Here is a 15010-nt window from a genome sequence, read left to right as displayed (position 1 = left end):
GATTTTATGGTTAATATGAGTGATATAAAAACTATATTTAGTAATATAGGCAGAAATGATATTGATGAAAATGTTGATGATTTGTTTGAAAAAAAAATAATGGATAGTATTGCTATAATGGATTTAGTTGGTGCAATAGAAGATTTTTATGGTATAGAGATTGATTTTGATTATTTGGAGTATGATAATTTTAAAAATTTATTTACCATACAAAATATGATTGAGAGTATTTTATCAAATGAATAATTCTAGTCGCAAAAATATTGTGTGCTTTGGTACTTGCGATATGCTATGGAATGGTGGATTTATTGCAGGTATGAAAGAATTTGGTGCCAATGTAACTACATTTGGGTTTTCCAATATATCAGCTGGTTCTCATATATATAATTTAAAAAGAACAAAAAATGCGAATATTTTAAAAAATGCAGATCTAATTGTGTTGGGAATTTCAGAAGAACAAGGTGTAGACGAAGTCTATAAAAATAATATTCGGAATTTTCAATGGTTGTATAGAGAATTATATGAACTCCAAAAAAAAGTTGTTGTAGTTATATGGCATTATTATCAAATGTATTCAAATAGGTATGCAAATTTTCATCAAAGCCAATGTGCTTTTTATGGTTTTAATCTTATAGATGTTCATCAATATTGCAAGGATAATGGAATATTAGATTTTTTTTTAAAAATTCCAGATTTTCATCATCCCTTGTTTGAAATATCAAAAAGAAGTGCTATTGAAATTTGTAGAAATATTGATAAATATTATTATCCAAAAAAAAATAATTTAGGAGTTAAAAATAGACCTAATTTCACGGTTGTTGAACTTGGTGATTTAGATAATTTGAAATTAATTAAAGCTAGAAATCATATCGGAACCGAATTTGTTTTAAGCTTAAAATCAGATTCTAAGTTTTTTTTCCCACAAAAATATCATGGAAAAATTTTACTTGGAGTTCACACTTGGAATAGAGTTTGCCAGGTAGATCATTCTTGTTATGTTTTGGAAAATAAAAAATATTGCTTTGGAAAAATGTCTTGGGGATGGGAGACATTTTCTGAAATTTATCTTGAAGATTTTGTTATTGATGATATAACTAAATTACATGTGAATTATCGTAAAGAAATTACAAAACAGAGGGCTTGGCCTTTACAAGTAGGAAGTCATGGTATTGGATTGATAGGATTTTTGTTGGTTGATAAGGTTGTGATTGATGAATGTGAAAATTATTTTGATGATGATGTACATAATTTTAGTAATGTTATGTTTTTTTTAAAAGAATATTCCAATCTCATTAAACAATATGAGGCAAAAATTAAATTTAATGATATAAAAGATTTAGAAGTAAAAAATAAAGATTTAGAAGTAAAAAATAAAGATTTAGAAGTAAAAAATAAAGATTTAGAAGTAAAAAATAAAGATTTAGAAGTAAAAAATAATCTTATTTTTTATAAATCAAATTTTATTTCCAAATATGGTACAGCTAAATCTCGTATCCAAAACCAACTTTCTTATAAATTAGGCCAAGCTATGATAGTTAATTCTAAATCTATACTAGGTTACTTAATAATACCTGTAGCATTATTAAGTATAATAATTTCGCATAAACAAGAACAAAAAATCTACCAAGAAAAAATAAAAAAAGATCCTTCTTTAAAACTACCTCCTTTAGAATCTTATCCTGATTGTAAAGAAGCCTTAAAACTTAAAAATCATCTTTCTTATAAATTAGGACAAGCTCTTATACAAGCTAATAAAACTTGGTATAAGGGTGGGTATGTTAAGATGTTGTTAGTGATAAAAAAAATAAAAAGTAAAAGAGAGTAAAATAATGAAAATAGTCGCTATAATGCCAATAAAATTACATAATAAAAGATGCCCAAATAAAAATATTAGACTATTAGGTCAAAAACCTTTATTGCGGTATAATTTAGAAGTATTAAAGAGAATTAATAGTATAGATGCGATTTATGTTTATTGCAGTGATAAAAAAATTAACAATTTTATTGATGATGATATTGTTTTTTTGGAAAGATCAAAAAAGTTAGATGAAGATAATACAAATTTTACAGAAATTTTTCAAGAATTTATAAACACAATTGAAGCTGATATTTATATATATTCTCATGCAACCGCTCCATTCTTAAAAGAGAGTAGTATTTTAAAGTGCCTTGAAAATGTTATCAAAAATGGGCATGATTCTTCTTTTACTGTTACTAAAATTCAAGATTATCTATGGACAAGTGATTTCAAGCCTTTAAATTTTAATCCTATGCTTATTTCACGAAGCCAAGATTTGGAGGTTGTTTATAGGGAAACATCCGGTGTGTATGTTTTTAAAAAAGAAGTATTTATGAAATACAAGAAAAGAGTAGGGATAAATCCAAAAGCTGTTGAAGTGTCTTTTGTTGAATCTATAGATATAAATACAGAAGAGGATTTTGAATTAGCAAGTATTATTGTAAAAAATTTAAAAGGAGATAATTATGGCGGAAATTAAATTACTTGATTGTACTTTAAGAGATGGAGGCTATATTAATAGTTGGAATTTTAAAGATGAAGATATAAAATCGATATTAGACTTATTGTCATCAGCAAATATTGACTTTATAGAATGTGGGTATCTAAATAAAGATATAAATACAAATAACAAAAGTATATTTAATACTATAGAAAAAATCAAAGATTTTTTACCGATTGATAGAAAAAATAGCAAATTTTTGGCTATGATTGATGTGACTCAATTTTCAGCTAATGATATTACAGATTTTTCAGGAAAGTCTATAGATGGTATCAGAGTCGTTTTTTATAAACATCAGGTTCAAGAAGCATTGGAGATTGCTAAAAAAAGTGTTGATAGTGGATATTTAACATTTTTACAACCCATGGTAACCATAGATTATACTTTATATGAATATGAAGAGTTAATCAGAAAAATCGCAGAAATAAATCCTGCAGGAATTTCTATAGTGGATAGTTTTGGTTATATGACAAAAGATGATAATAAAAGATACTTTCAAATAATAGATTCTATTGCTAATAAAGAATGTATTATAGGTTTCCATTCTCATAATAACACTGGGATGTCTTTTGCTTGTGCTCAAGATTTATTTGAATATAAAACAGATAGAATTCTAATGGTTGATTCTTCGTTGGAAGGAATTGGAAGATGCGCAGGAAATCTATATACTGAAGCAATTGCTCAGTATTTTAATAGTATTAAAGGTATGAAATATGATATGGTAAAAATACTAGAGTGTATTGACTTATATATTGAGCCTATAAAGAAAACGCAAAAATGGGGCTATAATCCATACTATTTTGTTACAGCATTATACCATTGTCATCCAAATTTTGCCACTTATTTGCTAGAAATAAATCCGGATATAAATATTACCGATTTTATTCAGTTTGTGAAAACTATTCCCGTAGAAATGAAAACCAAATGCAAAAAACCTTATGTAGAAGAGTTATATAAAAATTTTATTTAACTATAAAGGATTAGAAAATGAAATGTTATTTATGTAATAGTGAAAAAAATTTTCAAAGAGAGGGTAAAGTTAGAGATAATAAAGATATTAAAATTTTAGAATGTTGTGATTGTGGTCTAGTATTTTTAGATTCTCAAGATATTGATGATGGTTTTTATGCTAATGGAAATATGCATGATTTATCTGTTTATCAACTTACACAAAGAACAGATTTTATTAACGATACATATCTTCCCAATAAATCAAGATTAGAGTTTATTTTAAATTCTATAGTCGGGAAAGATATTTTAGATTTTGGAAGTGGATATGCTGGTTTTTTAATACAAGCAAAACCTTTTGTTAGAAGTGCTTCTGGAGTGGAAATCGAGCAACAAGTTGAAGAAATTTATAAAAATAATAATATTAATTTATATAGAAATTTAGATGAAGTTGATTTAAAATTGATAGGGGAGGGATATGATGTTATAACAGCATTCCATGTAGTAGAGCATTTGCAAGATCCTATTAGTATTTTAAAAAAATTATCTTCCAAGTTAAAAGACAATGGAAAGATGATAGTAGAAGTTCCTAATGCGAATGATGCTTTGCTAACTATTTATAAAAATAAAGCCTTTAGTGAATTTACTTATTGGAGTCCGCATATATTTTTGTACAGTCCACATACTTTAAAAAAATTAGGCGAAAAAGCAGGATTAAGAGTGGAATTTGTTAAATGTGTTCAAAGATATCCATTGTCAAATACTTTATATTGGTTAGCAAATGGACTTCCTGCAGGGCAAAAGCATTGGGGAAATTTTATAGATAATCCTATCTTGCAAAATGCTTATGAGCAAACTTTAGCATCATTAGGCGCAACAGATACTTTGATAGCTCAATTTAGTAAAATTTGATATAATCTTCTCTTTTATTTTGAAAGAGAAGATTATGTTCAATATATCTTATCTAGAATATTTAGAATCACAGTCCATTCATATCATTCGTGAGGTGATAGCTGAGTTTGAAAAACCAGCTATGCTTTATAGTATAGGTAAAGACAGCTCGGTTATGCTTCGTCTTTTACAAAAAGCATTTTACCCAAGTTTACCTCCACTTCCTTTGGTGCATGTAGATACCACATGGAAATTTAAAGAGATGATAGAATTTAGAGACAAATGCGCCAAAGAGCTTGGTATGGAGCTTATAGTTTATCAAAATCCTAAAATCAAAGAATTAAACCTTTCTCCATTTACACATGGTTCATCCATGCACACAGATATTGCCAAAACACAGGGTTTAAAACAAATGCTTGATTTATATCAGTTTGATGCAGTATTTGGTGGTGCAAGAAGAGATGAAGAGAAATCGCGTGCAAAGGAAAGAATTTATTCTTTCCGTGATGAAAATCACTCATGGGATCCAAAAAATCAACGCCCAGAATTATGGGATATTTACAATGGTCGTCATAAAAAAGGCGAATCCATAAGAGTTTTCCCGCTGAGTAATTGGACTGAGCTTGATATATGGCAGTATATTTATAAAGAAAATATTCCTTTGCCAAGTCTTTATTTTGCTAAAAAACGACCGGTGGTAGAGTGCATGGGGGCTAAAATTTTAGTTGATGATGAGCGTATGCCAAAAGAACTTGCTAAAAACGCTAAAGAAGAATTAGTCCGTTTTAGAACTCTAGGTTGCTACCCGCTAACAGGAGCCATAAACTCAAGTGCTAGCAATGTTTTAGAAATCATCGAAGAGCTTTTGCTTTCTAAAACAAGTGAAAGACAAGGTAGGCTTATAGACACTGATGAAGAAGCAAGTATGGAAAAAAAGAAAAAAGAGGGGTATTTTTAATGAAAACAAATGTAGAAAAATACCTAAAAGAACATGAAAATAAAGAGCTTTGTAGATTTATCACTTGTGGTAGTGTAGATGATGGCAAATCTACCCTTATAGGTAGAATGCTTTATGATGCAAAAATACTTTTTGAAGATCAAATTTTATCTTTAGAAAAAGATAGTAAAAAGCTTGGTAATGCAGGAGAAAAGCTTGATTTTGCACTTTTAGTAGATGGTCTTGCAAGTGAGAGAGAGCAGGGCATAACCATAGATGTAGCATATAGATTTTTCACAAGTGAAAAAAGAAAATTCATCATAGCAGATACTCCAGGCCATGAACAATACACTAGAAACATGGCAACAGGTGCTAGTACAGCTGATATTGCTATCATACTTATAGATGCTAGAAAAGGGGTTTTAACTCAAACTAAAAGACATTCTTACATAGCGAGTTTGCTTGGCACAAAACAATTTATTATTGCTGTGAATAAAATGGATTTGATTGATTATAATCAAGAAATTTTTAATACAATCTGTAAAAATTATCAAGAAATTCTACCATGCTTAAAAAATCATGAATATATTAAAACTCATTTTGTTCCTATATGTGCATTAGATGGAGACAACATAGCTTCTAAAAGTATTAATATGTCTTGGTATAGTGGAAAAACCTTATCTGAGCTTTTAGATACTTTGCCTATTGCTACTAGTTTAAGTGATGAGTTTATCATGAGTGTGCAATATGTCAATCGCCCTCATTTAAATTTTAGAGGTTTTTGTGGAAATATTGCTAGTGGTAGTATAAATATCAAAGATGAAGTTGTGATTTTACCTTCTTTAAAAACAAGTAAAGTAAAACAAATTATCACACCTAGTATTAAAAACTTGAATGTACCCGATAAAAATGAAAAAATTCAAAGTGCTAAAAATGCTAGCTTTCCAAGTGCTATAACTTTAACTTTAGAAGATGAGATAGACATTTCAAGAGGCGATGTAATAGCTTCTAAAAATCATAGTATAGAAATTTCAAATTCTTTTAAAGCTATGGTAATATGGATGAGTGAGGTTAAATTTAATTTAAATGAAAATTATCTTATCAAAATAGCAAATTTAACTACTAATGTAGTATTTGAAAAAATTGATTTTAAAAAAGACATTAATACTTTCAAAGAATTTCAAAGCGATAAATTAAAACTCAATGATATTGCTAAATGCACCTTAAAGCTTAATAAAAAAACGGCCTTTAAAGCTTACAAGGACAATAAAACTTTAGGAAGTTTTATCATCATAGATAAATACTCTAATGAAACCTTAGCAGCGGGTATGGTAGAAGAAATTTTAGCAAGCGAAGAAAAGAGTAGAATTTATACTCAAGCAGAAATAGAACTTAATGCTTACATTAGAAAAAACTATCCTGAATGGGAATGTAAAAAAATATGAAAATTATTGTTGCATTAAGTATTTTAATTTTGCTTATTTTGTTAATTAGCAATAAAATTAAACCTTTTATTTTATTTGGTAGTGTAGCTGTGCTTTATTATCTTTTGGGGTATTTAAATTTAAATACTTGGCTTAGCTCTTATACGAGCGAATCTTTGATAGTGCTTGTTTTGCTTTTGTTAGTTTCACTAGCTATAGAAAAAAGCGTTGTGATAAGTTGGTGTTCTAAATTTATCATAGGTAAAAATTATCATCTATCACTTTTAAAGCTTGGAGTTGTTACAGCTAGTATTTCAGCTTTTTTAAATAATACTGCAGTAGTGGCGAGTTTTATGAGTATTATAAAAAATAACAAATTTCAAGCTCCTTCTAAACTACTCATCCCTCTTTCATATTTTTCCATAGTTGGTGGAACTATGACTTTGATAGGCACTTCAACTAATTTGATAGTCAATTCTTTTGTAGTGCAAAATGGTTTGGAAAGTTTAAAGATTTTTGATTTTTTTGCGGTGGGTTTTTGTATAAGTGTTGGAGTGCTTATAGTGCTTTTGATTTTTAGCTTTTTATTGCCTGAGTATAAAGAAAGAGAAAATGTCATTAATGAGTATTTAATTAATGCTAAGGTTTTAAACAATAGCTCATTAGTGGGAAAAACTATACAAGAAAATGGCTTAAGAAATTTAGAGTTTTTGTTTTTACTTGAAATTCAAAGAAAAGATGAGCTTATCGCCCCTGTTAGTCACAATGAGCTTATTAAAGAAGGAGATGAGTTAATTTTTAGTGGAGATATTGCACATTTAGAGGCTTTGAAAAAATTTGATGGCTTGCAAATTGGCTCACAAGATTTAAAACTAGAAACATTAAATTTAATAGATGTTGTTATAAATTCTGAGTCAAATTTGATAGGAAAAAGCGTTAAAGAAGCAAATTTTAGAGCTAAATTTGATGCAGGGATTGTAGCTCTAAAAAGAGGCTCAAAAAATATTTCAAAAATTGGCCAAAGTTTATTACAAGCTGGAGATAGGCTTATTTTAAGTGTAGGTAAGGACTTTCACTCAAGAGATAATATCAATAAAAACTTTTACATTATCTCAAATATTATGCAAAATCAAAAGTTAAGTAATATCCAAAGTTTTATAGTGATTTTTGCGTTTTTAGCCATCATTGCTTTATCTGCTTTGGAGTTAGTGTCTTTGCTTAAAGCGTTGCTAGTGTTTCTAGCTTGCTTGTTTATATTTAAAATCATAAGTTTTGATGAAGTAAAAAGACGCTTTCCTTTGGAAATTTTTATCATAGTAGGATCTTCTTTAGCCATTACTAAAGTTTTAGTTGATAGTGGTTTAGCTAAAGATTTGGCTGAGTTTATTATAGGAACTTTTGGGGTATATGGATTATATGGTAGTTTTGTGGGAATTTATCTTCTAACTTTGCTTTTAACTGAAATCATTACCAATAACGCTGCCGCAGCTTTGGCTTTTCCTATCGCTTATAGTACTGCTTTAGCGCTTGAAGTTAATCCAACTCCGTTTATATTAGCGGTTGCTTATGGGGCAAGTTGTGCTTTTTTAATGCCACATGGTTATCAAACTCACTTGATGGTAGGTTCAATTTGTGGATATAAAACTACTGATTTTATAAAAATAGGATGGATAGTTTCTTTGACTTATTCAGCTATTGTTTTAACTATAACTCCGGTATTTTTTAGTTTTTAAGGAAAAAAATGAGTAAAAATTTAACTTGGCATACAAGTAGCATTACAAAAACTCAAAGAGCTAAACTTAAAAATCAAAAACCATGTGTTTTATGGTTTAGTGGGCTTAGTGGTAGTGGTAAATCTACTTTGGCTAATGCAGTTGAAAAAAAACTTTTTGAACAAGGTTTTCATACTTATCTTTTAGATGGGGATAATGTACGTCATGGACTTAATAAAGATTTGGGTTTTGATGAGGTTTCAAGAGTAGAAAACATAAGACGCATAGGAGAAGTATGTAAGCTTTTTGTAGATGCTGGTATGATAGTACTTTGTGCTTTTATATCGCCTTTTGAAAAAGATAGAAAACTTATAAAAGATCTTTTAGATGATGATGAATATATAGAAATATTTGTTGATACACCTTTGGAAATTTGTGAAAAAAGAGATCCTAAAGGACTTTATAAAAAAGCAAGAAATGGAGAAATTAAAAATTTCACAGGTATAGATAGTCCTTATGAAAAACCTAAAAACCCACATATACACATAACAAAAGAAGATCTTAATGAGAATGTGGATATGATTTTGAGATTTTTAAATGGAAGAAAGTGTGATGTTTAAAGATTTTCATGATAAGTATAAGTGTATTTTTATTCATGTGCCAAAAGTTGCTGGCAGTAGTATAGAAAGGGTAATATATCAAACAGATAGATGGCTTGTTGGTCATGTAAAAGCGAGTGATTATGTAAAGCTTGACAGGGATAGATTTGAGAATTATTTTTCTTTTGGCTTTGTAAGGAATCCTTATGATAGAGTGGTTTCTGCATATCATTATTTAAGAAATGGAGGAGGTAATTCTTGGGATGCAAATTGGGCTAAAATTCACTTAAATAAATATTTTTCTTTTGAAGATTTTATTATGGATTTGCATAATGAAAAAGTAAAAGATGAAATATTAAATTGGATACATTTTGTGCCACAATATAAGTTTTTATGCAATGAACAAAAAAAGATATTAGTAAATTTTGTAGGTAAATTTGAAAATTTAAGCAAAGATTTTGCAAAAATTTTACAGATTTTAAATAGAAATGATAAGCTTGTTCATATAAATAAAAGTAAACATTTTAATTATAGTAATTATTATAATAAGGTAACTTATAAAGTTATTAGAGATATTTATAAAGATGATTTTGAAATTTTTGATTATGATTTAGAAGAACAAAAAATATTTTTTCATATTCCATATAGAAAATATTCTAATCTGTTAGAAAATAAGCTTATAAATAAAAACGAAATTATAGAATCTTTAAGAATTGACAAGTTGATAAATAATCAAAAATCAAATCATTTTATACAAAAACAAATATCTCAAATAAATAATAAAAATAAGATTATTATAAGCAAAGATAAAAAAATTTTTGATCAAAATTTGGAAATTTGCACAAAAAATAAAATAATATCTTTTATTTCCAAATATGGTACAGCTAAATCTCGTATCCAAAACCAACTTTCTTATAAATTAGGCCAAGCTATGATAGTTAATTCTAAATCTATACTAGGTTACTTAATAATACCTGTAGCATTATTAAGTATAATAATTTCGCATAAACAAGAACAAAAAATCTACCAAGAAAAAATAAAAAAAGATCCTTCTTTAAAACTACCTCCTTTAGAATCTTATCCTGATTGTAAAGAAGCCTTAAAACTTAAAAATCATCTTTCTTATAAATTAGGACAAGCTCTTATACAAGCTAATAAAACTTGGTATAAGGGTGGGTATGTTAAGATGTTGTTTGAAATTAGGAAGTTGAAAAGAAAGTTTAGAAATAGAAAAATTTGATATAATCTTTCTTTAATTTAAAGAGAGATTTATGAAATTTTACACTATATCAAAAAAATTAAAAGAAAATGTTAAAAATTTTTATAAAATAGCTCTATATCATGCCTACAAAAACATCACAAAGGAAGATATTTTTGTAGGTTGGGGTAGAAAAAAGTCAGGTTTAAAAGCTGTAGAACTAGCTAAAAAATATAGTGCAAAATTTTTGCTTTTAGAAGATGGCTTTTTACGCTCGTTAAATTTAGGTGTAGAAAATAGCCCTAGTTTTTCTATCGTCAAAGATGAAGTAGGAATTTATTACGATGCGACTGCACCATCTAAACTTGAAAATATTTTAAATACTTATGAGTTTAATATAGAAGAGTTAGAGCAAGCAAAAAAAGCTATAGAGCTTATAAAAAAAGAAAAACTTAGCAAGTATAATAATAATCTTTGCGTACCAAAAGAGCTTTTTAGTGCCAATGAAGAACGCGTATTAATCATAACTCAAATAGCAAATGATGCTTCTCTTAAATTTGGTTTAGCTGATAATTTTTCAACTCAAGATATTATAAATGAAGCCATCAAAGAAAATCCAAATACTAAAATATACATTAAAATTCATCCTGATGTATTAAGTGGTAAAAGACAAAGTGATTTTAACGCACAAGATTTACCAAGCAAATGTGTAGTTATAAAAGAAAATTATAATCCCATGGAGTTATTAAGCTATTTTAAAAAAGTCTATACTAAGACTTCTGGTATGGGTTTTGAAGCTTTGATGTTAGGGCGAGAATGTGTGTGTTATGGTATGCCTTTTTATGCAGGTTGGGGTTTAACTCAAGATAAACAAGTGTGCAAAAGAAGGCTAAAAAAAAGAAGTTTAGAAGAGGTTTTTTGTGCTGCTTATATTTTATATAGTGAGTATTTTAATCCTTACTTAAATCAAAAAAGTGATATTTTTGATACTGTTCATACCCTAGCAAAGTATAAAAAGATAGAACAAGCTAATTCAAATACTTTGTATTTTTTAGGTTTTACTTTGTGGAAGCGTTGGTTTATGAGACCATTTTTTAAAGCCAAGAATAATAAAATCATTTTTTTAAACTCACTTGATGAACTTTACAAAGCGAATTTAAAACCTGAAGATAAAATTTTTATTTGGGGTAAAAAGTATGATAAAACTTTATTGGCTAAAGATTTTAATAATGAGATTTTCTTAGTGGAAGATGGCTTTTTACGCTCTGTTTTTTTAGGTTCAGATCTTACACGTCCTTTTTCTTTGATAATAGATTGCAAAGGCTTGTATGTTGATCCAAACAAGCCAAGTGATTTAGAAGATATTTTACAAAATCATGAATTTGATGAGAGTTTAAAACAAAGAGCTAAAAAACTCATCACTATTATCACGCAAAATAAATTTTCAAAGTATAATGGCTTAAAACATGAAAAGCTAAATTTTAATACCGATAAAAAAATCATTTTAATCCCTGCTCAAGTAGAAGATGATGCTTCTATGATCTTAGGTGGTGCAGGTTATGATACCTTAAAACTTTTACAAAGCGTAAGAAAGGCCAATGAAAACGCCTTTATAGTTTTTAAACCTCATCCTGATGTATTAAGCGGTAACCGTAAGGGTTTAAAAGATAAAAGTATTATTTTAAAATATTGCGATGAGATTATAGAAAATGTCAGTATAGATAGTGCTATCAATGCGAGTGATGAAGTCCACACTATAACCTCTACAAGCGGTTTTGATGCTCTTTTGCGTGGTAAAAAAGTAGTGGTGTATGGTAAGCCTTTTTATGCAGGTTGGGGTTTGACAAGCGATTTACATAAAATTCCAAGACGCACAAGAGTGCTTAGCTTAGAAGAGCTTGTTACTGGGGTTTTGATCCTTTATCCAAGATACATCCATCCAAAAAGTAAAAATTTATGTGAAGTTGAGCTTGCATTAGATATAATGCTAAAAATGCAAAAAGATTATTTTTCTAAATTTTATTTGCGTTGGTTTATGGATATAAGAATTTATATATTAAGAAAAATAAGAAGATTAGTAGAATTTATTTTGATTAGATGAATTTAAGTAAAAAGTTAAAAAAATTTTCTGGTAAAAATGTTTTATTACTCCAAGGACCTGTGGGAGGGTTTTTTCGTAAAATTGCTACAAAAATTCCAAAAGCTAAGGTTTATAAAGTAAATTTTAATGGAGGGGATTTTTTCTTTTATCCTTTTAAAAGCATTAATTACACTAAAAGTTTAGCTGATCTTGAAGACTTTTATAAAAAGCTTTTTGAAGAAAAACAAATTCAAGTTATCATTATGTATAATGATTGTAGAAAAGTGCATGAAATAGCCATTAATGTTGCTAAGCAAATGGGTATTGAAGTATGGATTTTTGAAGAAGGTTATATAAGACCAAACTTCATTACTTTTGAAAAGGATGGAGTAAATGCAAACTCCACTTTACCAAGAGAAAAAGAATTTTATCTAAGTCAGAAAAAATTTGATAAAGATTTTAAATTTAAAACTTTCTCAAGCACTTTTAGAAATATGGCCTTTGCTTCATTTTTATACTGGCTTTTTGCTTTTTTATTTTCTTGGTATTTTAATAATTCTTTACATCATAGAAGTTTAAAACTATTTGACTTTTTACCTTGGCTTTGCTCAGTATATAGAAAAAACAAATACAAAATCACAGAAAAAAGTTTAAACGAAAAAATTCTTTCCCTAAAGCAAAAGTATTTTTTGGCTATTTTACAAGTGCATAATGATACTCAACTCTCCCATCATTATAAAAAAACTACAGAAAAATTTATAGAAGAAGTAATCATTTCTTTTGCTAATCATGCCAAAGCAAAGTCTTATTTAGTTTTTAAGCACCATCCTATGGATCGTGGCTATAGGGACTATATTAAACTTATAGAAGATTTGAGCTTAAAATACAATGTCGAGGGTAGAATTTTATATATACATGACTTACACTTACCTACGCTCTTAATCAATGCAAGAGGTGCTATAGTTATAAATAGCACAGTAGGACTTTCTGCTTTATATCACAATAGCCCTTTAAAAGTTATGGGAAAAGCTTTTTATGATATAGAAGGTTTGACTTATCAAAAAAGCTTGCATACTTTTTGGAAAGAATGCAGGGCATATAAGCCTGATGCTGTTTTGCACGCTAAATTTAGAAATTATGTGATATATAAAACCCAAGTCAATGGAAATTTTTTCAAAAATACTAGTTTAGATTAAATTTTCTTTTTATAGTTTTTTGCAATTTTTTTTAGTTTAAAAGGTAAACTTAAATAGCCTATTTTAAAAGGAGTTCTTGAAGCTTGCAAAAGTGCATTACCTAAAAGATAAGGCAAGTGTGTTTTGGCTATTTGAGCGTGTTTGTAGTCTGCATAGGCTTTTAGTGGTGGTAGATTTTTTTGATCTTTTTGATTTTTAAAATGATCTTTTTTGACTTTTCTTAGTTCAAAGGGTATTTTAAAATACCCTAGATAACTTTTGCTATTTTTCATGATAGCTTCTCCAAGCTTATAGCTTAATCTTTCTTTTATCCTTAAGCTAGCTCCATAAAGTTTATTGTTTTGGTGGATAAACATCTCATATTCATTTTTTAAGCCTTTATGATTTAAAAAACGCAAAAGATTATGATTTTGACTTTGTAAAAATGTTTGCATATCAAGTTTTTTTAGTTCATGGTATTCTAGCACTAATTCTTTATAAAATGCTATAGGTGGTATCAAAAGCTCATAAGCATTTATAAGTTGAATTTTACATTCAATTTTTTTATCATCATCTTTTTCTAAAAGTAAAATTCCTATTAAGTCCACATAATCAAGTCTTGGTGTTTTTTCATTTGCTATGCTTAAGCCCGAACTTTCCTCACTTTGCTTGATAATTTGTGTATTAACATACAAAAAGGTTTGCTCATCACAAATTGCTTTTTCATTTTGTATATCTTGAAAAGTATTGATAAGTCCAAAATTTTTTACTAATTTAAAAGATGAGTTTTCAATGCTTATAGATGATATAGCATGGGTTAATGAACTGGCGTGATTCCAAGTGTGTATGCCTAAGATTTGATAATTTTTGAACTCTTTTGGAAAAATGATTTTTTCATTAGCTTTGATATTTATAGTTTTTTCACAAAAAAATGAGTTTTTATGCTCTATTTTAGTTGAATTTGAGGGCGTAAAGATATGAAATTTTCTTTTTGAGCAAATGATATTTTCTTTAGATTTTTTAAACCTGTGTAAATTTTTAATGATGTTTTTACCAAGCTCTTGCATAGCTAGTGGTATAGGGTGGAATTTATAGTTTTGATCAAAATCATAAAGATTATTTTTTTGGTAGTAAAGATCTACATCGATTAGATTAAAACCATAATGAGTACAATTTTTCCTATGAGCTTCATTGATAGCTTTTGATTTATCATTACAAGCTGGTATGGGGAGTATAAGCACTATAGTAATTTTGTTTGCTTTGTAAAGTTCTTCGTAAAAATAATCAATATTTCTAAGTATAATATTTAAGCTCATAGGGCTTAAATAATCATTGATATTTGATTCGCTGATGAGAAAATCACTGTTGATTATAGTTTTTTTATGGCGTATTAATTCATAAAGATTTTGTAAAGAAGTGCTAAGCCCTAAAGCGTAATTATATAATGTAATGTCTTTATTTTCAAGACCTATCCTAAGACCATTTTTAACTACACTATTACTACCACCTAGTAAGATTACATCCATA

13 protein-coding genes are annotated in these 15010 nt (G+C 28.0%); 12 read left to right on the top strand and 1 reads right to left on the bottom strand.

Going from position 1 to position 15010, the window contains the following annotated elements; genetic code table 11:
• The 12 genes from E2O22_RS04710 to kpsS form a co-directional block, all read left to right on the top strand.
• Positions 1-246, top strand: a 246-nt coding sequence (locus E2O22_RS04710; protein ID WP_243705643.1) for a phosphopantetheine-binding protein, incomplete at its 5' end; no start/stop codon positions are given.
• Positions 239-1825 carry a DUF8374 domain-containing protein gene (locus tag E2O22_RS04705; RefSeq protein ID WP_133319456.1) on the top strand — a complete coding sequence of 529 codons (1587 nt, stop codon included), beginning with the start codon at positions 239-241 and terminating at the stop codon, positions 1823-1825. The genes E2O22_RS04710 and E2O22_RS04705, both read left to right, overlap by 8 nt.
• A 4-nt stretch (positions 1826-1829) precedes the next feature.
• Positions 1830-2498: an acylneuraminate cytidylyltransferase family protein gene (locus E2O22_RS04700; RefSeq protein ID WP_133319455.1), complete on the top strand. Its 669-nt coding sequence runs from the start codon at positions 1830-1832 to the stop codon at positions 2496-2498.
• Positions 2485-3489: an aldolase catalytic domain-containing protein gene (locus E2O22_RS04695; RefSeq protein WP_133319454.1), complete on the top strand. Its 1005-nt coding sequence runs from the start codon at positions 2485-2487 to the stop codon at positions 3487-3489. The genes E2O22_RS04700 and E2O22_RS04695 overlap by 14 nt, the downstream gene beginning before the upstream one ends.
• Before the next feature lie 17 nt (positions 3490-3506).
• Complete coding sequence (locus E2O22_RS04690; protein WP_133319453.1) at positions 3507-4379, top strand: class I SAM-dependent methyltransferase; 873 nt, start codon at positions 3507-3509, stop codon at positions 4377-4379.
• A 34-nt stretch (positions 4380-4413) separates the two neighbouring features.
• On the top strand, positions 4414-5316 hold the full coding sequence (cysD, locus tag E2O22_RS04685; RefSeq protein WP_133319452.1) for a sulfate adenylyltransferase subunit CysD: 903 nt from the start codon (positions 4414-4416) through the stop codon (positions 5314-5316).
• Positions 5316-6740, top strand: a complete 1425-nt coding sequence (cysN, locus tag E2O22_RS04680; RefSeq protein WP_133319451.1) for a sulfate adenylyltransferase subunit CysN — start codon at positions 5316-5318, stop codon at positions 6738-6740. The genes cysD and cysN overlap by 1 nt, the downstream gene beginning before the upstream one ends.
• Entirely contained in the window at positions 6737-8452 is a 1716-nt protein-coding gene (locus E2O22_RS04675; RefSeq protein ID WP_133319450.1) for an SLC13 family permease, read from the top strand. The genes cysN and E2O22_RS04675 overlap by 4 nt, the downstream gene beginning before the upstream one ends.
• An 8-nt stretch (positions 8453-8460) precedes the next feature.
• On the top strand, positions 8461-9051 hold the full coding sequence (gene cysC / locus E2O22_RS04670) for an adenylyl-sulfate kinase (RefSeq protein WP_133319449.1): 591 nt from the start codon (positions 8461-8463) through the stop codon (positions 9049-9051).
• A complete protein-coding gene (locus E2O22_RS04665) occupies positions 9044-10270 on the top strand; it encodes a sulfotransferase family protein (RefSeq protein WP_133319448.1) in 1227 nt (408 codons plus the stop codon). The genes cysC and E2O22_RS04665 overlap by 8 nt, the downstream gene beginning before the upstream one ends.
• A 31-nt stretch (positions 10271-10301) precedes the next feature.
• Positions 10302-12329 carry a capsule polysaccharide biogenesis protein gene (locus E2O22_RS04660; protein WP_133319447.1) on the top strand — a complete coding sequence of 676 codons (2028 nt, stop codon included), beginning with the start codon at positions 10302-10304 and terminating at the stop codon, positions 12327-12329.
• A complete protein-coding gene (gene kpsS, locus E2O22_RS04655; protein ID WP_133319446.1) occupies positions 12326-13504 on the top strand; it encodes a capsule polysaccharide modification protein KpsS in 1179 nt (392 codons plus the stop codon). The genes E2O22_RS04660 and kpsS overlap by 4 nt, the downstream gene beginning before the upstream one ends.
• Here kpsS and E2O22_RS07980 read toward each other — a convergent pair.
• Positions 13501-15009, bottom strand: coding sequence for a DUF8374 domain-containing protein (locus E2O22_RS07980; protein WP_207921003.1), 1509 nt, complete (start codon positions 15007-15009; stop codon positions 13501-13503). The genes kpsS and E2O22_RS07980 overlap by 4 nt on opposite strands.
• Between the last annotated feature and the right edge of the window lies 1 nt (position 15010).

This window comes from Campylobacter lari (assembly GCF_004357905.1).
Lineage (GTDB): Bacteria > Campylobacterota > Campylobacteria > Campylobacterales > Campylobacteraceae > Campylobacter_D > Campylobacter_D lari_D.
This window is presented reverse-complemented; position numbering and strand designations above follow the sequence as displayed.